The 21,733-nt window shown below is 30.5% G+C and carries 20 protein-coding genes and 1 riboswitch; of the genes, 1 reads left to right on the forward strand and 19 read right to left on the reverse strand.

Annotation, left to right across the window (positions count from 1 at the left end; genetic code table 11):
* Nucleotides 1-60: 60 nt before the first annotated feature.
* From KQI38_RS10335 to KQI38_RS10425, 19 genes are all read right to left on the reverse strand, one after another.
* Complete coding sequence (locus tag KQI38_RS10335; RefSeq protein ID WP_216559091.1) at nucleotides 61-849, reverse strand: ABC transporter ATP-binding protein; 789 nt, start codon at nucleotides 847-849, stop codon at nucleotides 61-63.
* Complete coding sequence (locus tag KQI38_RS10340) at nucleotides 849-1,850, reverse strand: FecCD family ABC transporter permease (RefSeq protein ID WP_216559094.1); 1,002 nt, start codon at nucleotides 1,848-1,850, stop codon at nucleotides 849-851. The genes KQI38_RS10335 and KQI38_RS10340 overlap by 1 nt, the downstream gene beginning before the upstream one ends.
* Nucleotides 1,851-1,863: 13 nt before the next feature.
* On the reverse strand, nucleotides 1,864-2,907 hold the full coding sequence (locus KQI38_RS10345) for an ABC transporter substrate-binding protein (protein WP_216559097.1): 1,044 nt from the start codon (nucleotides 2,905-2,907) through the stop codon (nucleotides 1,864-1,866).
* 10 nt (nucleotides 2,908-2,917) lie between these two features.
* Entirely contained in the window at nucleotides 2,918-3,571 is a 654-nt protein-coding gene (locus KQI38_RS10350; RefSeq protein ID WP_216559100.1) for a precorrin-2 C(20)-methyltransferase, read from the reverse strand.
* Nucleotides 3,571-4,320 (reverse strand): sirohydrochlorin cobaltochelatase, encoded by a 750-nt coding sequence (locus KQI38_RS10355; protein WP_216559103.1) that lies wholly within the window; start codon nucleotides 4,318-4,320, stop codon nucleotides 3,571-3,573. The genes KQI38_RS10350 and KQI38_RS10355 overlap by 1 nt, the downstream gene beginning before the upstream one ends.
* A complete protein-coding gene (locus KQI38_RS10360; RefSeq protein WP_216559106.1) occupies nucleotides 4,317-5,120 on the reverse strand; it encodes an energy-coupling factor ABC transporter ATP-binding protein in 804 nt (267 codons plus the stop codon). The genes KQI38_RS10355 and KQI38_RS10360 overlap by 4 nt, the downstream gene beginning before the upstream one ends.
* On the reverse strand, nucleotides 5,121-5,801 hold the full coding sequence (gene cbiQ, locus KQI38_RS10365; protein ID WP_216559110.1) for a cobalt ECF transporter T component CbiQ: 681 nt from the start codon (nucleotides 5,799-5,801) through the stop codon (nucleotides 5,121-5,123).
* Nucleotides 5,785-6,078: an energy-coupling factor ABC transporter substrate-binding protein gene (locus tag KQI38_RS10370; protein WP_216559113.1), complete on the reverse strand. Its 294-nt coding sequence runs from the start codon at nucleotides 6,076-6,078 to the stop codon at nucleotides 5,785-5,787. The genes cbiQ and KQI38_RS10370 overlap by 17 nt, the downstream gene beginning before the upstream one ends.
* The gene (locus KQI38_RS10375; protein ID WP_216559116.1) at nucleotides 6,062-6,787 is read right to left on the reverse strand and encodes an energy-coupling factor ABC transporter permease; all 726 of its coding nucleotides are present in this window, start codon (nucleotides 6,785-6,787) and stop codon (nucleotides 6,062-6,064) included. Before KQI38_RS10375 ends, KQI38_RS10370 begins: the two co-directional genes overlap by 17 nt.
* A gap of 164 nt (nucleotides 6,788-6,951) precedes the next feature.
* A riboswitch (cobalamin riboswitch) is annotated at nucleotides 6,952-7,128 on the reverse strand.
* Nucleotides 7,129-7,227: 99 nt separating this feature from the next.
* Complete coding sequence (gene cbiB, locus KQI38_RS10380) at nucleotides 7,228-8,163, reverse strand: adenosylcobinamide-phosphate synthase CbiB (protein ID WP_216559119.1); 936 nt, start codon at nucleotides 8,161-8,163, stop codon at nucleotides 7,228-7,230.
* Nucleotides 8,157-9,011 carry a cobyric acid synthase gene (locus KQI38_RS10385; RefSeq protein WP_216559122.1) on the reverse strand — a complete coding sequence of 285 codons (855 nt, stop codon included), beginning with the start codon at nucleotides 9,009-9,011 and terminating at the stop codon, nucleotides 8,157-8,159. The genes cbiB and KQI38_RS10385 overlap by 7 nt, the downstream gene beginning before the upstream one ends.
* A 12-nt stretch (nucleotides 9,012-9,023) precedes the next feature.
* Nucleotides 9,024-9,776, reverse strand: coding sequence for a sugar phosphate isomerase/epimerase family protein (locus KQI38_RS10390; protein WP_216559125.1), 753 nt, complete (start codon nucleotides 9,774-9,776; stop codon nucleotides 9,024-9,026).
* A gap of 16 nt (nucleotides 9,777-9,792) precedes the next feature.
* On the reverse strand, nucleotides 9,793-12,378 hold the full coding sequence (gene mprF, locus KQI38_RS10395) for a bifunctional lysylphosphatidylglycerol flippase/synthetase MprF (protein ID WP_216559129.1): 2,586 nt from the start codon (nucleotides 12,376-12,378) through the stop codon (nucleotides 9,793-9,795).
* 170 nt (nucleotides 12,379-12,548) lie between these two features.
* Nucleotides 12,549-13,157, reverse strand: coding sequence for a superoxide dismutase (locus KQI38_RS10400; protein WP_216559131.1), 609 nt, complete (start codon nucleotides 13,155-13,157; stop codon nucleotides 12,549-12,551).
* Between the two features lie 186 nt (nucleotides 13,158-13,343).
* A complete protein-coding gene (gene nhaC / locus KQI38_RS10405; protein WP_216559135.1) occupies nucleotides 13,344-14,696 on the reverse strand; it encodes a Na+/H+ antiporter NhaC in 1,353 nt (450 codons plus the stop codon).
* Nucleotides 14,697-14,988: 292 nt separating this feature from the next.
* Nucleotides 14,989-16,773: an FAD-dependent oxidoreductase gene (locus tag KQI38_RS10410; protein ID WP_216559138.1), complete on the reverse strand. Its 1,785-nt coding sequence runs from the start codon at nucleotides 16,771-16,773 to the stop codon at nucleotides 14,989-14,991.
* Between the two features lie 99 nt (nucleotides 16,774-16,872).
* On the reverse strand, nucleotides 16,873-17,685 hold the full coding sequence (locus tag KQI38_RS10415; RefSeq protein WP_216559141.1) for a MerR family transcriptional regulator: 813 nt from the start codon (nucleotides 17,683-17,685) through the stop codon (nucleotides 16,873-16,875).
* Between the two features lie 240 nt (nucleotides 17,686-17,925).
* Nucleotides 17,926-18,873 carry a DegV family protein gene (locus KQI38_RS10420; RefSeq protein ID WP_216559144.1) on the reverse strand — a complete coding sequence of 316 codons (948 nt, stop codon included), beginning with the start codon at nucleotides 18,871-18,873 and terminating at the stop codon, nucleotides 17,926-17,928.
* A gap of 242 nt (nucleotides 18,874-19,115) precedes the next feature.
* On the reverse strand, nucleotides 19,116-20,156 hold the full coding sequence (locus KQI38_RS10425) for an alcohol dehydrogenase catalytic domain-containing protein (protein WP_216559147.1): 1,041 nt from the start codon (nucleotides 20,154-20,156) through the stop codon (nucleotides 19,116-19,118).
* Nucleotides 20,157-20,463: 307 nt separating this feature from the next.
* Here KQI38_RS10425 and KQI38_RS10430 point away from each other — a divergent pair, with 307 nt between their 5' ends.
* Nucleotides 20,464-21,492, forward strand: a complete 1,029-nt coding sequence (locus tag KQI38_RS10430; protein ID WP_216559150.1) for a sigma-54 interaction domain-containing protein — start codon at nucleotides 20,464-20,466, stop codon at nucleotides 21,490-21,492.
* The last annotated feature ends 241 nt before the right edge of the window (nucleotides 21,493-21,733 follow it).

Raw genomic sequence — 21,733 nt, forward strand, 5'->3', positions numbered from 1 at the left:
AAAGTTTTTAGGTCTTTTAATTATTCACTATCTTTTCAACTATTCACTATTAGTTGTTCATTATTCACTATCTTTTAACTTATGTGGTATAAAATATGGACAATCGTTTATTTCATCTTGATATATATGAGCCTCTATTCTAAATACATCCTTTAGCATCTTAGTTTGTAATATATTATTCGGCTTTCCACACTCACATATCTGTCCATCTCTTAATACATAGATATTATCTGAATATCTGGCAGCTTGATTTAAATCATGTAAAACCATTATAACTGTAATACCTAAAGATTCATTTAACTCCTTTACCAACTCTAATACTTCTAATTGATAGGATATATCTAAATATGTAGTAGGTTCATCAAGAATTAGTATTTTTGGTTTCTGTGCTAGTGCCATTGCTATCCAAGCTCTTTGTCTCTCTCCACCTGATAGAGTTGCTATATATCTATCTCTAAGTTTTATCAGCCCAGTTTTTTCAATTGCCCAATGGATAATATCTCTATCATCTTTTTTTATTCTTTTTCCAAATCCTAAATGGGGATATCTTCCATAGGATACAAGATTCTCTATAGTAACATCAGCTGATACATTCTTTACTTGTGGCAATATAGCCACTTCCCTTGCTATTTTCTTTGTAGGTATTTGATATATATCTTTTCCATCAAGATATATATCCCCTGAATGGGATTTGATACACCTTGACAATGCTTTAATGAGTGTAGTTTTGCCTGATCCATTTGGTCCAATGATAGTAACTATCTCACCATTATTCACCTTAAAATTGGCATCTTTTAATACTACCTTATCTCCATATTTAACTTGTAGATTTTTTGTTTCCATACCCATTATTTCATTGCCTCCTTTTTCCTTAATAAATAAAGAAAAAACGGTGCTCCAAGTGCTGACATTATAATACCTACTGGAATCTCCATTGGTGCAAATAATATTCTTGACAGAGTGTCACAAATCATAACAATCGATGCACCAAAAAATATAGTCCCTGGAAAAAGATATCTGTAATCTGAACCAATAAACAATCTTGTCATATGAGGTACAATAAGTCCAACAAAACCTAATAGTCCTACTACAGATACTGCCGCTCCTGCTAATAAGGAGGAAATTATTATAAAAACAAATCTAGTTCTTTCAACCCTCACACCTAATCCTGTAGCAACCTCATCTCCCAGCATAAGGATATTTAATTTATCTGGTAAAAATAATATTAATATCATCCCTAGCACTGCATATGGTAAGATTATTCTTACATCCTTCCAAGTTATAGCTGAAAGGCCTCCAACCATAAATCCTAAAACTCCATGGACTCTATCAGGAAAAAATGTCATTAGACCATTAGTACCTGCACTAAAGAGAGATGATACTGCTACTCCCGCTAAGACTAACCTTGTGGGAAGTACACCTTCCTTCCATGCCAAAGAATATATAAATAAAGTCGCAGACAAAGCACCAATAAATGCACCTATTGGCACTAGATAATAATACTTTGGAAAAATTATAAGAATAATAAGAGCAAAGAAGCCTCCTCCAGAGGAAACTCCTATTATATTTGGTCCTGCCAAAGGATTTCTCATTATTCCTTGAAGTATAGCACCAGATAATGACAGACATATGCCCACTAAGGCTGCGACTATAGTTCTTGGCAATCTTACATTCCATATTATTTGATATTTTACAGTATCCTTCTCATATAAAATAGATTTAATTATTTGTAAAGGATTTATTTTTACTGCTCCATTGCCAACACTAAAGAAAAAACTGGCTATGAATAAGATAATAAAGATAGTAATCATTGTACTTTTTTTAGGTCCTTCTTTTATATATTTAATCATAGCCTACTCCTTTTTATTTAAATACTTCTGGGTATAGAATCTTAGCTAACCCTTCATATGCTTCTGCATATCTATGATTTGCTTTAAACATATAGAGATCCTTTGGTAAAATTATATATCTATCATTTTTTACTGCAGAAAGAGATGACCATGCAGGATTAGATTCTACATCTTCCTTTATTCTCTCTATTACCTTGTCCATATCATTTCCTGTAGTTTGTACAAATATGAAATCTGGGTCTTCTTCTAGAATCTTTTCAATACTAAAGTTTTTATCACTTAGCATATCATTTGATGTATCTGCTATATTTATAGTATGCAAATCCTTTAACATTTCTCCAACTGTAGAATCAGAACCTCTGGCAGTAACAGATTTTGCACTAGCCATCATTATAAGTACTTTATTCGCTTTATCTTTTGGTGCCTTATCAATTATACTGTCTATTTGATTTTTAACATTCAAAACATTTTCTTCATATAAATCTTCTCTTTCATTAAGAGCAGAAAATAATCTTGCTAATTTAAAATAATCCTCTTTACCATAATATTCTAATGCTATAAATGGTATTTTATTTTCTTCAAAAATAGGCACTAATTCCATTTGAGATTTTTGTGTTGAGATTAAAACTACTAAATCTGGTTCTAATTCCAATACTTTTTCTGCACTTATAGATCCAAGAGCCCCTACTATCTCAGCATTTTCTGTTCCAGGTATTTCATCTTGACCTATAGATTCTTCCAATTTACCTACGATACTGCCTCCATTTTTCATCCAGATATCTAAATAAGAGTTAAATAGTACTACTACTCTTTCAGGATTCTTATTTAAAGTAACTTCTTCTCCTCTACTATCTATAAAAGATACAGTTTTATCAGTAATTTTTATCCCATACTCTTCTTTTGCATCCTCATCTATATCTTTATTTGTTTCTATTGGTTGTGAAGTATCTTCTGTTTGTACTACTGGCTTATCATTTTCTTTAGTCTTACATGCTGCCAATGTTGTTGCAATCAATACAAGTATTAGTAGTAGTGATAATATCTTTTTGCTTTTCATTGTAATCCTCCTAATTCTTTCTAGCCATAATTAATGATATATAATCTTTGTCGTTTAATATTTCTTCTTTATCTATTATGATTTCTTGTTCTTCTAACGTTGCTCTTTTAATATATTTGTAGCAATAGTCATTACTATCTAATATGTTTAATATCTTTTCTTTTCCCTTGAAAGTTTTTAATATAGCTATAGAGGTTATCTTTTCTAGTAACTCTTCGTTCAACTCATCACATAATAAAAAACTTTCTCCCTTTACAGTTAGGGGAGTCTTACTTTCACCAGCTGCTGCTACAAAAGATGGAATCCCTGATATTATTTCTATATCTATGTCTCTTCCTTCTAATTCTTCCATGATATATATAAATGTGCTATATACCATAGGGTCCCCTATTGTAAGAAATGAACCTATCTCACCTTCAGGTATCTCTTTGAATATAGTTTCTGCAGCCTTTTTATAATCTTCTTTCAGTACATGTCCCATAGGAAAATCTATAAATACTATTTTTTTGTTTCCAATAAAATCTTTTGCAGTATCCACTGCCATATTTTTTCCCTTGTTGTTTGGAGCAAATATAACTGACGAACTTTCTATTGCCTTAACAGCCTTAAGGGTTAATAGTTCCTTATCTCCTGGACCTGTTCCAATGCCATATAATTTTTTCATTATTTCTCTCCTATTATCTTTTCAAAATGTTCTAGAAATATTTCTTGGGTAATCTTATATTCACCTAGACCTTTGAGACATACCTCAACTTGAAATCCTTCCCTTTCAAGTATTGATTTCCAAGAATCATCATCTTCAGACGCCATATCATTTACTGCATGATCTCCTGCTACTAGCATAAATGGTTTTAGTTTTACCTTTTTTATGTTTTTTTCTTTTAGTTCCTTTATTATATCTTCTATGGTTTTACTCCCTTCTACTGTACCAATAAATACATTTGTAAAACCTTTCTTATGATAAAGATTTTCTAGTATTTCATAGGATTCATCTGCTTCATGATCAGAGCCATGCCCCATGAATACTAGGGCTTCGTTATTTCCTAATTCACTAATTCCAATATTTTCAACAATCTTCATATAATCTTCTTCTAAACTTAATAATGGCAAGCCTACTTTTAAATTATATTTAGTAAGTTTCTCATATTCATGGCCAGGGATTATATGGAGGGGTTGAATATATATATCTTCTATACCTTGATTTTCCATATCTCTTATTGCTTCCTCAAGATTAAATACATGAATATTATCTCTTTTCTTTAATATGTTGATAACCATTTGAGATGTAAATGCCCTTAAAACTAAGTAATCTCTATACTTTTCTCTAATTATATCTTCTATGCTTTCTATACATAATTTCCGCGTATCCTCATAGGTAGTTCCAAAGCTAGCTACTATTATTCCTTTTTTCATAAAATCTCCTTTCTTTCATATAATAAAAATTCTTCTTCATTCCTAAATAAGATAGTATTAAACTTTTCGTGAATTCTAACAAGCCAAGGTTTTGTTAAAAAGGCTTCGTCTAGTAGTTTATCTTCACGAAAAATCTTTTGTGTTTCACCTTCTCCAATGATGCTGCCTTTGCTAAGTATATAAATATAATCACAAATGTCATAGATTAAATCCATATCATGACTAGATATTATAATGGTTTTATCATTACTTATTTCATTGATTATCTCTTTCATTTGTTTAGTCATATAAGGATCAAGTCCAGATGTAGGCTCATCTAATAAGAGAATGTTAGATTCCATGACCAAAACTCCAGCAATAGCAATTCTTTTCTTCTGACCATAGCTTAAAAAATGCAGGGGTTTGTCCACCAAATCAAGACCGCCAACTTGTTCCAATGCATTAGCTACTTTTTTCCTTATTATATCTTCACTAACACCAATATTTCTCAATGAAAAAGCTATATCATCAAATACGTTGGAGTAAAATAATTGTTGGTCGGGATTTTGAAATACAATGTTGACTTGCTTTCTATATTCCTTTAAATAAGCCTTATTATACTTTATAGGAGTATCATTATATATTATTGAACCTTTACTTGGCTTTAAAATTCCCATTATATTTAGGAACAAGGTTGACTTTCCAGAACCATTAGCTCCAATAACACCTATTACTTTTCCCTTTGATGTATCTATATTTATATCATTTAATGCCTTCGTTCCATCTTCATATTTATAGTATAAATTGTTTATTTTTAACATTTAATCACCTAATTTAAATTCTCCGCTATATAACTTACATTCCAAGGATATATTCATCTCATTATGTCTTATAAATACTCTGGTAAAAAGGTTTCTAATAAGTAATGCTATAGATCTTAATGAATTTCTCTTGTTTTCGTAACCAAATTTCATAGCTTGGGCTAAATGAATATTGTTCGCTTCTTCAATGAAAATAAATATACTCCTATAAATAAGTACCATTAATTCTATAAACAGCTTAGGTACCTTTAATTTCTTTAAAACCCTAATGATATCAATCATCGGAGTGGTTAATATCAGAAAATATACTGATGTTAAAGATGATAATACTGTTGTAAACAGTTTTATTCCTTTAGACATAGACTCCATAGTTATACCAATACAGATATTCATAATCTTGAAATAGTAAAGATAAAAATCACCATTTACTGAAATCATTATAGTAATTATACTAATGAATAGAAATGATACAGGTAATAAAAGCATCTTAAAATAGGTTCTAAAGGGAACTTTAGCTATTCCAATAACTAATATGATCATAAGAATAGTAATCAATAAATCAAGATAATAACTATTGATTAATCTTGACAATACTATGCCTCCACAGGAAAGAAGAATCTTTACCTGTGGAGGATAATTTCTTAATTTGTTAGTATATGCATATTTATCTATCAGCAACAATTTTGCGTCTTTCCTTTAATACACCAAGGATATACCCTATAAGACCTGCTCCTATAGCTACTTGAAGAGAAAATAATAAACTCTCTATTTCACCACTTGGTGGTTCCCAGAATGATTCAAACCATGGTTCATAATCTGGATTTATTTCCTGGATAACTCCTTCAGCCTCTCCATCTGCTCCGCCAAATTCAGAATCTCTTTTAATAATTAATGGAGTAATTACGATTACAATTATCAAAAATAAAAGAATAATATTTTGCTTAAATAGACTCTTCAAGTTTAATCACTCCTTCTTTTCTATATTCTTGAATAAGATTAAATACCATTACAGTTATAATTCCCTCAACAATTGCTAGCGGTATTTGTGTAACTGCAAATACAGATAGAAACTTTGTAAGAGATGCGGCAACTCCTCCTGTGGCATCTGGGAATGCTAAAGAAAGCTGAATTGATGTAATTACATAAGTAGCTAAATCTCCTAATGCTGCCGCTAAGAAGACTGTCAGGCTTTTATTTTTCCCTTCTTTACCCATTTTATATATACCATAGGAAACAAGTGGACCTACTACAGCCATGGAAAAGGAATTAGCTCCTAATGTAGTAATCCCACCATGGGCTAATAATAAGGCTTGGAATAACAATACTATAGTCCCTATAACAGTCATAGTTGTTGGTCCAAATAGTATTGCACCTAATCCTACTCCCGTTGGATGAGAGCAAGATCCAGTAACAGATGGAATCTTAAGGGCAGATAAAACAAATGCAAATCCTCCTACTAATCCTAGAATCATTTTATGATCCTGTCCTTCTTTCAAACCTTTTCCTACCTTTCTAAATCCTATGACTAAAAATGGTAAAGTTAATATTGACCAAATAATTGCCCATTTAATAGGTAGGAAACCTTCCATAATATGCATTGCTTGTGCAAGCTGTGGAGTTATAATTAAAGTCAATAATATACCCCACATTAATAATTTCTTTTTCATAAAATCACCTCACATTTATTTTTAAAGGAATACTCCTTTATATCTAAACTAGGTGACCTAAAAGGAAAATAAAAATCCCTAACCTGAAGCAGATTAGGGATGGAACTTATACTAATATTAACTATATAATAGTACAATTATAAGTTTTTCCTTCCCTCCGAAGGTCACTTCAATACTATTAGGCAGGTCTCCTGACTTGTGACTCATTTTACTCTCAGCACCTTCCCAGATTTCTCCAGTGGTATAAGCTGATTCTATCATCACTTACAGTAGCGGGGGCTGTATGGGATTTTCACCCATTTCCCTATTATTCTTATAGAACCTAATGTACTATATTCAATTTTCATTCTAATGCTATCATAAAATAATATTTAATACAAGATATTTTTGCAACTAAAAGATATAATATTATACCAAAGGTTGTTATGTCCATCTTTTACTTAGCTAACTAATTGGATCACAATATGGATTATTAATAATAATACTTCACTACGATACATAATTTCTATAGTGTTTTTTATATCTATTTTTCTAATTTCCTCAACCTTATCACCTATTGTAGGTTTCTCTACAAGCTTTCCATGATAATAATTATTTCCACCTAATTGAATATCTAGAAGCCCTGCAACAGCACCCTCTGGATATGCACAATTTGGACTCTTATGATTTTTTTTATCCCTGATCATTATCTTAAAACCATTTTTTATATGAAATCTCCCTAATGAACCTAAGCACATAAGAATTCCTGTAATTCTTGATGGAATATAATTAAATATATCGTCTACCTTTGCAGGAAAATATCCTAGATCAATATATTTATCATTCATATAACCTAACATAGAATCCATAGTATTGATAAATTTATATGCTAGTCCTCCAGATGCTCCAAATAGGATTATATAAAATAGTGGAGCAATGACCCCATCAGATGTATTCTCTGCCACAGTTTCTACTGTTGCCCTTATAATTTCCTGTTCTGAAAGATTTTTAGTTTCCCTTCCAACAATATAAGAAAGTCTTATCCTAGCTTCTTCTATACCTATGTCTAGAGCTTTTGATACCTTCATGGCTTCATAATGCAGACATCTTGCAGCTATACATGTATAGATTAAGTAAGTATTCACTATAATATAAAGAACTTTATATTCTTTTATAAGCTTTAATAACAAATATGGCGTAATAAAGCCAAGTGAAATATTAATTATAACAATAATAAATCCAGCAAACTTAAGTCCTTTTTTTGATCTAGCAATTTTTCTTGCTAATTTTTCTTCAAAAGCAATCATTCTTCCCATAAGTTTCACAGGATGAGGAAAACTATAGGGATCCCCTATAATAAAATCTATTATAACTGCAAGTATTATACTAATTAGCATACTTGATTATCCAATCCCATTATTTTATAAATATAATCCATATCCATATTTTCACGAAGTATTATTGCTAATTTGTTTAATTCTCTTTCCAATTCTTCTTCTGTTTGTGGATTTGTATTACATTCCTTGTCATAGTCTATTAAACTATCTTCATCTACTAATTCTAAATGTGCAAAAGGTATTGTTCCTACAACTGGTATATTTAATATTTCTTCAATCATTTTAATTCCTGGATCTAATAAAGTTTTATCTCCTCTAAATTTATTGATTATGAGCCCTTTTATTCTTTTTCTTTCATGTTCTTCTAACAGCATTACAGTACCATAAAGAGAAGCAAATACTCCTCCCCTATCTATATCTGCTACTAAAAGTACTGGAGCATCTGCCATTTCAGCCATTCCCATATTGACTATATCATTTTGTTTCAAGTTTATTTCTGCTGGACTTCCTGCACCTTCTATAACTACGATATCATTTTCTTTCTCTATCTCTTTATATATGTCTAATATCATTGGTCTAAGAGTATTTTTATACTTGAAGTATTCCACTGCTTCCATATCCTCTTTATCTTCACCTCTTATAACAACCATAGAACCTTTATCTGACTTCGGTATAAGTAAGATTGGATTCATATTTGGATGTGGTTTAAGTCCCGCAGCTATTGCTTGCAAAGTTTGAGCTGTACTTATCTTATATCCTTCACTAGTAGTATAATATTTTGAGGACATGTTCTGAGATTTAAATGGGTATACCTTATATCCATCTTCTTTAAATATTCTACATAATCCTGTACACATAAGACTCTTACCTGCTGAAGATGTGGTGCCTTGTATCATGATATTTGTCATATTATTTTCCCCCTATTTGTATTTTTCCATTTCTTCTTCTAAATTATCTACTTTATATTCTAAGGATAATACTGGATCCAGATTGTATTTATCCAATAAATAATATAAATCTTCGATTTCATCTCTAATTGGAGCTTGGTGATTATCATATAGACCATTATTAGAATGGATATGAATATAGAAAATATAATCTTTAAGTTCTTTTATCCATTCTTCCAATTTCACTTTCCCTAATTTAGCATGTCCTACATCTAAATTAATTTTAATATTAGGCAAGTTTATAGTTTCTATTAGGTCTTTTAACATGTTGGGAGTTTCTTCGAATATATTTTCCAGAAGTATTATTCCATTATAATCTGGTACTTCTTTTAGTATCTGTTCCCAGAATTCCCTACTTTGCTTATTGTTTAATTTTATTAATGATGGCTGATTTAAATATGGATTAATCTGACTATGAAATATTAAGTAATCTATATTTAATTCCTTAGCCGCATTCATAGTATATAAATATCTATTATAGCTTACTTCTCTAATTAATTTATCAGGACTCGAAGGCTTTAAATCTAAAAAAGGTCCATGCAAAGCTTTGACATTTTCAAATCCTTTAAGTTTAGCTTTATATCTATGAATTATTATATTAATTTCATCCAAGGATAAATTAGGTTCTGTAAAATCCTGTATCTCAATACCTATATTGAGCTTTTTAAACTCTTCTATATTTAAGCTGTCTATGGTGCTTATAGTTTTTAATATTTTTCTCTTCATATATTCACTCATTTCTTTAAGATTTTTTCTTCTTTGAATGAATCAACCAAGTTACTTCTATTAGAGAGGATGGAAGCAACATAAGATCCTCATAAACCAAGTATTTTCCTTCCCACTTTGGATCAAATTTATTTTTATATTTCCTTAGTCCATCAAAGCTATAAAAATGTTTACCATATTTAAATACTAAATGTGCAATCTTTTCTTGAATATGTGCATTCTGTGATATTCCTACATTTGAGAGTGGAGCCATTCCCAGATTGAATATTTTATAATTATCCTCTTTAAATATCAAAATCAAATTAAGTATAAGAAAAGTCATGGTATTATTAGGTACTTCCTTTTTAAAACGCATTAAATCAATAGAAGCTGATTTATGATCATCATAACTAGGACTTATAGAAGCAAATGCTATTATTTCTCCTGTTTCTTCCTTCTTTACAACTCCTATTTTAGATTTATTTAGATATTCCCTACTAAACCATCCAAGTGAAAAGCCCATTTCCTCTCTATCAGCTAACCATTCATCAGAAACTTTCTTTAGATCTAAAAATAGATTTTCATCTATAGAGTTATCACAATACATCTCAAAAGTAAAACCATCCTTTTCAAATCGTCTAAGTGTATTTCTAAAATCTCTACTTTTTGAACTATTTATATCAAAATTATCAAGTTCCACTAATCCTGTCTCACCTAATTTAAAGAAATAATACCCATGATCATGATAAAAAGGTAATAATTTCTCACTGGATTGATAAAAAACTGATTTATATCCATATTCATCTATGAATATCTGAAATTCTGTTAAAGCTTCTCCGAAGTATTTTGGATCTCCAATAGGATCTCCCAAAACTACTGCAAGGCCATGACTTATCTCATATTGAATCAAAACACTATTATTTTTAGACCAAAATAAATGTTTATCCTTTAAAAATATAAGGTGAGTTAAGAAATTCCCATCATATTCTTGCAGAAATTTACTTACCCTTTCTTCATTAATACTTTCATACATCTTATCATTTGTTATCTTTTCCTTTGTTAGTTCATAGTAGATAACAAAAACAATGAGAAAACCATAAGCAATAATACCACTAGGTATAGGCCAAGAAATTCCCTTTGAGATCAAGGACTTGAAATATTTAATTTTTATAAAATCTCTCAATATTATATGAGACATTTTCATATAGGCTAAAATTCCGATAAAGGCCAATAGCAAAGTCATAATGGCTTTAAACCAATCAATTGGTAAACTTTTTCTATAAAAGCTATGCTTAGACATTTTTAATATTATCAGAACTAAAATCAAAAAAATTGCTTCTTCATAGGCGAACCCCTTAACGAAAGCAAATATAGCACCAAAAAACAATAACCACATAGTAATTTTGTAGCTGCGTTTTACTTTCATTCTTATTTCCCTAGAAATAACTATCAATAGTATTCCTATACATATTGATAACTGCCTTGATAACTGTAAAATTGGAAATGATAAAAGTCTTGAAGCTATTTTAATTCGTTCAATTACTCCCGGAACTAATGCAGATAATAATAAGGTTACTCCAGATGCTAATATCAATATAGCTAACAATAGGTTTGTAATGCTAGATGTTTTATTGATAAAATCTTTTATCTTTGAAAAACCAATAAATTGAATTAATTTATTTTCATTTTGAGATTGTACTATCAAAGTAAAAACTATTCCTATTATCAAAGGCAATATATAATAAAAAGTTCTATATAATATCAATATGGCTAAAACATTTTCAGTTCCTATACCATAATATTGAAATCCAAGTAATACAACTAAATCAAAAGACCCAACTCCACTAGGCAATAAGCTTAGAATACCAGCTATGGAACCTAAGGTAAATACGATAAATATAATATAAGGATCTACACCTTGACTAAATTGTCTCACGATAACAAAAAATAAAGTGAAAGCAACCATCCATTCTATAAAAGATAAAAATAATAGTTTCACTCTCAATATAATCTTATTATGATCACTTGTTTCTATTGAATTTTTTCTTAAAGTACTAAAAATCCTATCTATTAAAAAATAAACAATGAAGTATATTATGAAAGCAACAATGGTTATAATTATCCATCTATATTTCTCTATAAGGGGAGCTATATATTGATATCTAAACAATGCAATAATCGTCATAAGTGAAAGTCCTATACCCGTTGCTGGAATCAATAATAAATTATAATCTATAATATCCCCTTTATTGTTGGTGCTCTTTTTAAATAGTACAGACCTAATAGAGGCTCCTGTCAATCCCCCTAGTCCTGAAATATTATTTATTGTGTTAGCTACAAAAGTAATGCTAAATATAGTTATTTTTTTAATATTAAGATTTAAATATTTTATTATTGCAAAATCATACAAGCTCATTGATGATACTGCTACTATTCCTAAAATAGTAAATATAAATAAAAGAGACATAGGAAATTCCCTAATTAGAGATATTGTCTTAGCAAAATCTATTGATTTTAATTCCTTCGCTCCTCCAGCGATTATAATTCCCATCATGAATATTATAAATATTAATCTTGAAATCTTTGTTCCATTTTTTTTCAATAGTAATTTAATCTTTTCCATATATCCCTCCATCTGTAATACCTATTATTTTACTATTCTCTATAACTCCATATTTGTTCCAGTACCTAAGTAATATATTACATTGTTTTTTCAATATTATCAATCTAGTTAAATATTACAAATTTAATTTTTAAATTTAAAGGCCCTGCATATGCAGGGCCTATTATTCATTATTTAGCTTTATTATATATTTCTTCTATCTTGTTCCAATCAACTACATTCCACCAAGAATCTATATAGTCTGCTCTTTTATTTTTGTATTTGAGATAATATGCATGCTCCCATACATCTATTCCAAGAAGAGGTATCTTTCCTTGTGAGATTGGATTATCTTGATTTGGTGTAGAAAGTATTGCAAGTTTTCCATTATCAAGTACTAACCATGCCCAACCACTACCAAATTGACCTAATGCAGCTTTTTTGAAATCTTCTTTTAATTTATCAAATCCTCCTAATTCTTCGTCAATTTTCTTTCCAAGTTCTCCTTCTGGTTTACCTCCACCATTTGGTGACATCATATCCCAAAATAATGTATGATTATAATGACCTCCACCATTATTTCTTACAGCAGTTTTAATGTTCTCTGGTAAATCATCTAAAGATTTTAATATATCTTCTATTTTCATTTCTTGGAATTTTTCATGACCTTCTAAGGCCTTATTTAAATTATCAACATAAGTTTGATGATGTTTTGAATGATGAGTCTCCATTGTTAAATGGTCTATATGTGGTTCTAATGCATCATATGAATATTTTAATTCTGGTAGTAAAAATTTCATTGTATCTCTCCTTTTTTATCTATATTAATTTTATTATTATCAGCTTATTATATATATGCCCACATTTCTAAATGATAAACATTATCATTTAGAAATGTGAAAAATAATTTTTTGTATTAAAAAGCTCTGATAAGTTTCCCTATCAGAGCTTTTATTTATCATATATATAATATAATTTTCAATATCTTAGTTTTCTAAACCTATTACAGTATCAGGGTCATCTTCTATCTTAGGTAGATTAATCCCTATATATGCGAATATAATAATTACTATTGGAGTTATATAGTTAAAAAAAGCATATTTAGCATAATCTTGAGTAGCTACTCCAAGAACGCTGTAAAGGAAGGCACCACATGTATTCCAAGGTATTAGAGCAGAAGTAATAGTTCCAGCACCCTCTAAAGCATTGGACAATACTTTAGGATGAAGACCTTTTTCCTTGTATGCCTTAGCATACATTCTGCCAGGCACTACGACTGAAATATACTGCTCAGGCATTGTCACATTGCTAAATATACAGGTTAATATTGTAGTAGTAACTAATGTACCTACACGCTTTACTCTCTTTAACAGTGCTCCCACTATAACTTCAAGTTGCCCAGTCTTTTCCATTATACCACCAAACATCATGGCTATAATTGTAAGTGAAATAGAAAACATCATCCTCTCCAATCCACCAGCAGTTAATAAATCTCCTAAATTTGCACCTTGCATAACTACTCCAAAAACTCCACCTAATATTATACCGATTGTAATTCCTGGTATAGCAGGTATCTTAAAGGCTATTGCTACGATTACAGCCAAAGGCGGTATTAGTAACAGTGGTGACACATTAAATGAAGATGTAATTCCATCTCTAATAGCATTTATAGCCGATATATCAACACTCTCTCCACCGTATTTGAATCCCATAATTAAAAATATTACCAATGTAATACCATATGCAGTAAATGTACTTGGGACCATGTTTTTAACATGTGTAAATACGTCAGTTCCAGACACTGCTGGTGCTAAGTTTGTCGTATCTGATAACGGAGACATCTTATCCCCTAAATATGCTCCTGAAATAATAGCTCCTGCAGCCACTGGAGCAGGTATGCCTAATCCTTTAGCTATTCCAATTAATGCAATACCAATAGTCCCTGCAGTACCCCAGCTAGTCCCCGTAGCTAAAGAGGTGATTGAACATATTATAACAGTAGCAACTAGGAAAATTCCAGGTTTTAGAATCCCTAATCCATAATAAATCATACTTGGAACAACACCAGATAATAGCCATAATCCAATAAGAACACCAATAATTGCTAAAATAATTATAGCTTGTAAAGCTTGATAAATACCATCGAACATAGCTTTTTCAATTTCATTCCAAGTAAATCCAATCTTAACTGCTATAAGTGCCGCAAATAATGTACCTACAAGCATTGGAATATGCGGATCAGCTTCGTATATAGAAATACTAACCCCCATGACAATAATTAAGAATGCGAATGATAGCAACGCCTCCCAAAGATATGGTTTTCGAGCTGTCTTTTTCAACGTTAAAAATCCTCCTTATGCAATATTTTCTGAGTCTTGTAAATTTTATTACAACTTTATATATATGTCAATAGTTTCGAGGAAAGTTTAGTTTTTAACAGTCTTCGTGAGTTATTTAACGAATAATTAATAATATTCTTAATTTTTATAATTATATTCTATTAAATAGAAAAAAGACCTTAATTATCCTAATTAAAGCCTTTTCTACTTTTAATCATGCTTCTAAAAAATATCTTTAATAACCTATTTGAAATAAGAATGCCTATCTATCTTAATCTTTGATTTTTCCTAATTATTTTAATTGATCATTTGCAGCTTCTCCAGCTATCTTACCTGTATATATTGCTTGTGCTATAGCTGTTCCTGTTGCAGGATATACTCTATTAAATATATTACCGAAAACTAATTCTCCTGCAGCAAAAAGATTTTCAATAGGCTGTCCTTCACAATTTTCATTTACCATTAATCCTGGCATTGTACCAATAATACATGCACGTGTTGGAACTGCATAGAAAGGCCCTTTAGTTGGTGGCTTCATTTTTTCGATAATGCTTCCAAATTCATCCTCAGTGCCATTCTCAACAGTTTCATTGTATTTCTTGACAGTTGCTAGGAAATTTTCTTTATTTACTCCCATTAAATCAGCTAGTTCTTCCAAGGTCTCTCCTTTAAGTATAAGTCCTTGTTCAACACCTTTTTCATAATCTTCAACTCTATCACTCTTAGAATCGTCTATACCATATCCAATATCTTCAGGCTGTAAATATATTTGTAACGCAATATCTGTACTTTGTCCAGTTTCATCTACAAACCTCTTACCATCTTTATTTACAAATAATTCTGGTACCCATACAAGACTTCCTACCTCACCTTTATATCCCATATTTGGAGTAAGTGCTTCATAGGACATTACACCATTACCTACTATTTCTATACCAAGTTCTCTAGTCATTTCTATTCCATCTCCTGTAGAACCTGCCGCAAGGAATGGCCATTTTCCAGCTGAATCTGGATCAAATTCTTCAAGTAATTTACGATTATTTCCAAATCCTCCTGTTGCTAAAATAATTTTTTTAGCATTTACTGTATATTTCTTTTCTCTATCTTCAACATTTACACCTTTGATAACGTCATTATTATCAACTATTAGAGAAGTTACTTTTGAATTCACTCTTATTTCAGCCCCACTCTCTTTAGCAAAATTTAATAAGAATTCAGCAGCTTGATTACCTGCAGCATCATCTCTAAACTTTGTTAATTTAGCTCCTCTATTGGTTTCAAATCTATATATTCCTGAATCAGGGTATGTTTCAGTTGCACTTTCAACATCCCATGGTGCACCATTATCAATTAAATAGTCAAATGTTTCTCCTGCTATATTTGCTATATGTTTAACTAATGCTTCATTTGACTTTGTTTCAGATCTCATTTCAAACCACTCTAGAAGTGATTCGGAAGTAAAGCTTTCTTCAGTTACATATTTAGAGCCATTACCTGTCCAAAATAATCCACCTGATAAAGCAAGTGATCCACCAGTAAATGGCATTTTTTCAAGAACTAAAATACTTATATTATCATTTTTCCCTAATTCGATAGCTGCTGATAGTCCAGCAGCTCCTGCACCAACAACTACCACATCATATTCCTCATCTTCACCTTCGATTAATTCTGGTTTCTCTGGTTTAATATTTAATAAATCCATATTCGCACCAGATTTTTTTAAAGCATCTTTTGTAGCTTGGATAATACCAATGCTTGACATCGTAGCACCAGCTACAGTATCAACAGCAACGCTTTGGTGCTGAACAATTGCCGCTGGTACAGAATCATTTGCATAACTAAATAATCTTTCCGATTCAGCTTGTTCAATTACTTTTACTTCTGTTATCTTTTCTTCGTCAACAGTAACCTGAACCTTAATAATGCTTTTCATTCCTTTAGCCTCACCCTCGTATACACCTGGAGTAAAAGCCATCTCTGTTTTTTCTGAAATCATCGGTTCTGAAGTTTGACTACATCCTACTAATGCAGATGTCATCATTGCCAAAATTAAAACAAAAACAATTACTCTTTTCATATTTCATGCTCCCTTCAATTATTTTATATAAATGCTGAATTCATCTACATTTATAAGTATAAGGTCTAAAGGAGCTTTAAAGTCAATGATATTTTTTTATCATTCAATGTGATTAAATGGTAACCAAGCTTGGTGCCAATTTATATAGTCGTCACCTACTTTACGCATCAAAGCACTTTTAGTTAAAACATCTCCTGATAATTCCATTCCTTGTGAATTCATATATTCAATTGCAGGTGCTAAGAGTTCTGGAGTAATAGTTCGATTAGATTTTGATTGAATTCCTGTTTGTATGCATAATCTAGAAGGATACAATTTCACATAATCAGACTCTTCAATATCTAATAACTCTGCATATTCTTTATAAACACCAAGTCCAACAGAAAAATTCTTTCCGCTACTTTCCACTTCTGCTAATGAGAATAAAGTACTTGTAAATACAAAGGGAATTTTGTTTAGCCAATCAAAAATTATTTTCTGTATACCTTTATCTGGATGCAATACATATCCATCCTGCATCTCTAAACGGTAAATATCAGGCCGGTATTCAACTCGATATTTTCCAATTAACTCATTGGAAGCTATCATGCTTTGCTCCTCTTTCTCTATATGTTTGAGAATATTGCTCTTCCATTCTATTTCTTTCTTAATATCTTCTTTTCTATCAGATAAATTAGAAATGATATCATCATTTTCATAATTATTAAGAAGCTTAGCTGTTTCATCTAGTGTATATCCTAATTGACGATATATCCTTGCCCTGATTAACATATGAATTTCCCAGCCACCATAATAACGATAACCTGTAGCTTCTGATCTTTCTGGAGCTATAATTCCTTTAGATTCATAGTAACGTATTGCCTCTGGTGTTATATCTAATAGTTTAGCTACATCACTTATTTTATATTTCATTTTCCACCCCTCACTTATTGACTCTACTCATCTCTAGAATTTCTTTAATAATAGGCACTTACAACACACCTGATAATTTATTAATAGTTTATCAATCTTCTATTCTATTTTCAAGATTTGTTGTTTATCTATATCATAATACAATAAAAGCCCCAATGACTTTCCTCACTAGAGCTAACTTTAGTATTTTCTATAAAACAACTTGCTATATATATTAAATGTCTCCTAATAATACTAGTATTAACCTCTTATCTTTTCAATTAATTCATCTTTCTTGTTTCTAATACTCCTTATTTCATTTTTAACTAAACCATCTTTCAAATTCTCTTTTTCTACAAAGAACATGGATAGTCCTCCCAATCCTACGTGAGTACCTACTGCCGCACCCATTTGCATTATATAAATTTCATCTTTAAAATCTGTCTCTAATCTAATTTTTTCTGCTAAATCCTTAGCAATATTCATATCTGAAGTATATCCAATAATGACAAAATCTGTAATCTTATTATCTACCCTTCTAATAAACTCATCTACATAAAATTTTAGTACTCTATTTCGTCCCCTTTCCTTAGCAACTATGGCTCCCTTACCTTTTTTCATGGACATAATAGGTTTTACCCTTAGTAGTTTACCAATAAATGCACTAGCATTGGTCAACCTACCACTTTTAATCAAATTATTTAAATCATCTACACAAAGAAAATGTTTTACCTTAGTCTTATAATTTTCATTGAATTGAATTAATTCATCAAAACTATAACCCGATTCCAATAGCATAGCACTTTTCAATATCAGCCATCCACTTCCATGACTCATAGATAATGAATCTACTACATATATTTTCACAGTTGAATTTGGATTATTTTCAAAAAAATAGTCTTTTGCTAAAACTGCTGATTGGTAAGAGCCACTTGTACCACTAGACATACAAATGCATAAAATTTCCTTATATCCATCTTCAATGGCTTTATTTATTATTTTTAAATATTCTTCTGGACTTGGCATTGATGTAGTAGGTAATTCCTCTAAAGTTGGTAAAATTTTAAAAAACTCATCTGTCTCAATATCTATTTTATCTCTATAGGTTGTACCACTTATGATAATATTAAGGGGTGCAACTCCTATATTATATTTGTCGACTATTTTTTTTGATAAATCACAAGTAGAATCAGCCATTATCTTGATCATTTAATTCCCTCACTTTATTTATAGTCATAATTCGCTAAATTTCGACAAATTATTCTTTACAATTATAACATATTAGAATTAAAAGAGATATGTTAATAAATTTGATAAATAGTATAAAATGACAATGTAAAATATATATAAGTAGTAGGCTTTTTGTTGAGAGTTCAAAGATACGTTAATGATATGCAAAAATAATAAATAAAACTCCAATGATAAATTATCATTAGAGTTTTATTTTCTTGCTACATAATTACTACTGGTTTAATTAAATCAAATGGTCTAGTTTTTATCATTACTAATGCATCCTCTATTTTTTCAAATCCATGAAAAACGTGTGTAACTATCTTACTCGGATCAAGTTTACCATACTTAACTAATTCAATTTGTTTTTCCATTCTAGCTCTGCCACCGGGAATTTCTTTATTAATGGTGTTATCATGACTTGTATTAGCTCCCCATTCAATCTTTGGAATTGAAAATGTCTCCCCGCTACCAAAGTGATTTACATTTCCAATACGTCCACCTAATTTAACAATTTTCACAGCATCAGTAATTGCATCTGAATCAGTCCCTGCAACCAATACTTTATCTACTCCTGTACCTTTTGTGATTTTTAAAATTTGTTCCACAATGGGCCCATCATTATGATTTATTATATCTGTTGCGCCATAGAATTTAGCTGCTTTAACTAAATCAGGACTATAGCCAACTACAATAATCCTTTCTGCTCCCTTTAAATGTGCACCTGCAACTCCCATCAAACTTATAGAAGCAGTGCCTAAAACCGCCACTGTATCTCCATATTCTACTTCTGCTAATTCTACAGCATGAAATCCTGTAGATACTGTATCTGTCAACATAACAGCTGATTCTAATGAAATCCCCTCTGGAAGTAACGCAACATTCATATCTACATTATCTACATGAAAATACTCTGAAAAAACTCCATCCTTTATATTTGAGTATTTTCTTCCTACTAATTGTTGACTGCTACTGTGCATATCAATATTTCTCCAATCAAGTGTTACAGCTGGTACTATTACTTTATCACCTGGTTTAAAATCTTTAACCTTACGGCCAACTTCTACAATCTCACCTATAGCTTCATGACCTAAAATCAAATTATGCCTATCACCTAATGTACCTTTATATACTGTTTGAATATCAGAAGTACAAGGAGCTAAAGCTAAAGGCCTAAGTATTGCATCATAAGGTCCTGCCACTGGTCTTTCTTTTTCAATCCACCCTACATTATTTAATCCAAGCATTGCAAAACCTTTCATACGTATCCCTCCTATATATTAAATAATATCAATCTATTTGTCAGTTTTTTTGTTACACAATTAATAATTGCAATTACCTTGCCAGCTTTTGCTTTTTATTTAAATTTAATCTATCTTTTACATATAGGCTATAGTTCTTAGTATTATAGTAATAAAAAGTATTTTTCATATTTTAAAGTATTGATTTCTTACTTTTTATTAACTCTTAATCTTACACTGTTAACTATATTATAGTGAAATTTAGTTCTTGACTAAGAAATAAATTTCATTTATTATGTATCTATAATATAGTCAGGAGATGTTGTATATGAACCAAGCCTTTAATAAAAAAAACATAGCAATTGAACCTATGGATGTTAAAGATATAGATGATATGCATAAAAAGTTTTTATTGAATACTAAAAGTCCAGTTTTTGCAGAAACCTTAAGATACTGTGAAAAGGTTGCAAATTCTAATTCCAATGTTCTTTTGATAGGCGAATCTGGAACTGGAAAAGAAGTTGCTGCTAAATATATTCATTTATGTAGCCAAAGGGCTTCTAATGATGTGGTAGCAGTTAATTGCAGTGCTTTCACTGAAACCCTTTTAGAATCTGAACTTTTTGGATATGAACAGGGAGCATTTACAGGAGCTTTAAAAGCAAAAAAGGGGAAGTTCGAACTGGCACATGAAGGTACTTTATTTTTAGATGAAATTGGAGATACCAGTCTACTTACTCAAGTGAAGCTTTTAAGAGTCATTGAAACTAAAAAATTTGAACGAATTGGTTCTAACACACCTATGCTAATAGATTTTAGACTAATTTGTGCTACTAATAAAGATCTTGAAGAAAACATCTTAAATGCTACTTTTAGAGAAGACTTTTTTTATAGGATTAGCACTATCGCCATTAGAATCCCACCTCTCCGTGAACGTAAAGAGGATCTTATGGATATGATTAATTTTTTTCTAGAACAGTCCTGCATTGAAAATAGACGTGAAATCACTTATATTGAACCTGAGGTTAATGAATTTCTGTATAATTATGATTATCCTGGAAACGTCAGGGAACTTAAAAATACTATCGATAGATTAGTGATATTGTCAGAAGATGGTGTTATTAAAAAAGACAATCTTCCTATTTTACATTCTATTGCTAGAATGAAACCTAGTTCGACCAGTAATACATTTCAATCTATCATTAGCTTGAAAGAGTTTAGAAAAAATACTGAATCTAAATATTTACAATGGGTTCTAAATCAAGTAAATGGAAACGTAGCTGAAGCAGCTCGCAGGCTTGATATTAGTTCTCGTCAGCTTTTTAATAAAATTAATGAATATGGATTGCAAAAATAATAGAAGCCTTGATAGGATATGATTCTAATCAAGGCTTTTTCAGCAAAAATATGAAAACACTAATTACCTCGCAGTTAATTACTTACATTTTTTCTTCATCCCATTACTCTCTTATAGATAGTATTCTCTACTGTTTATAAAATAGTTATTTGCTTAGTTTTGAAATTATATTTTACCTTATATTTTGTAGATTATATAATAGTTTTAATGGTATAATTAATGTAACATATAAATTATCTGC

This window comes from Tissierella carlieri (assembly GCF_018917285.1).
GTDB lineage: Bacteria > Bacillota > Clostridia > Tissierellales > Tissierellaceae > Tissierella > Tissierella carlieri.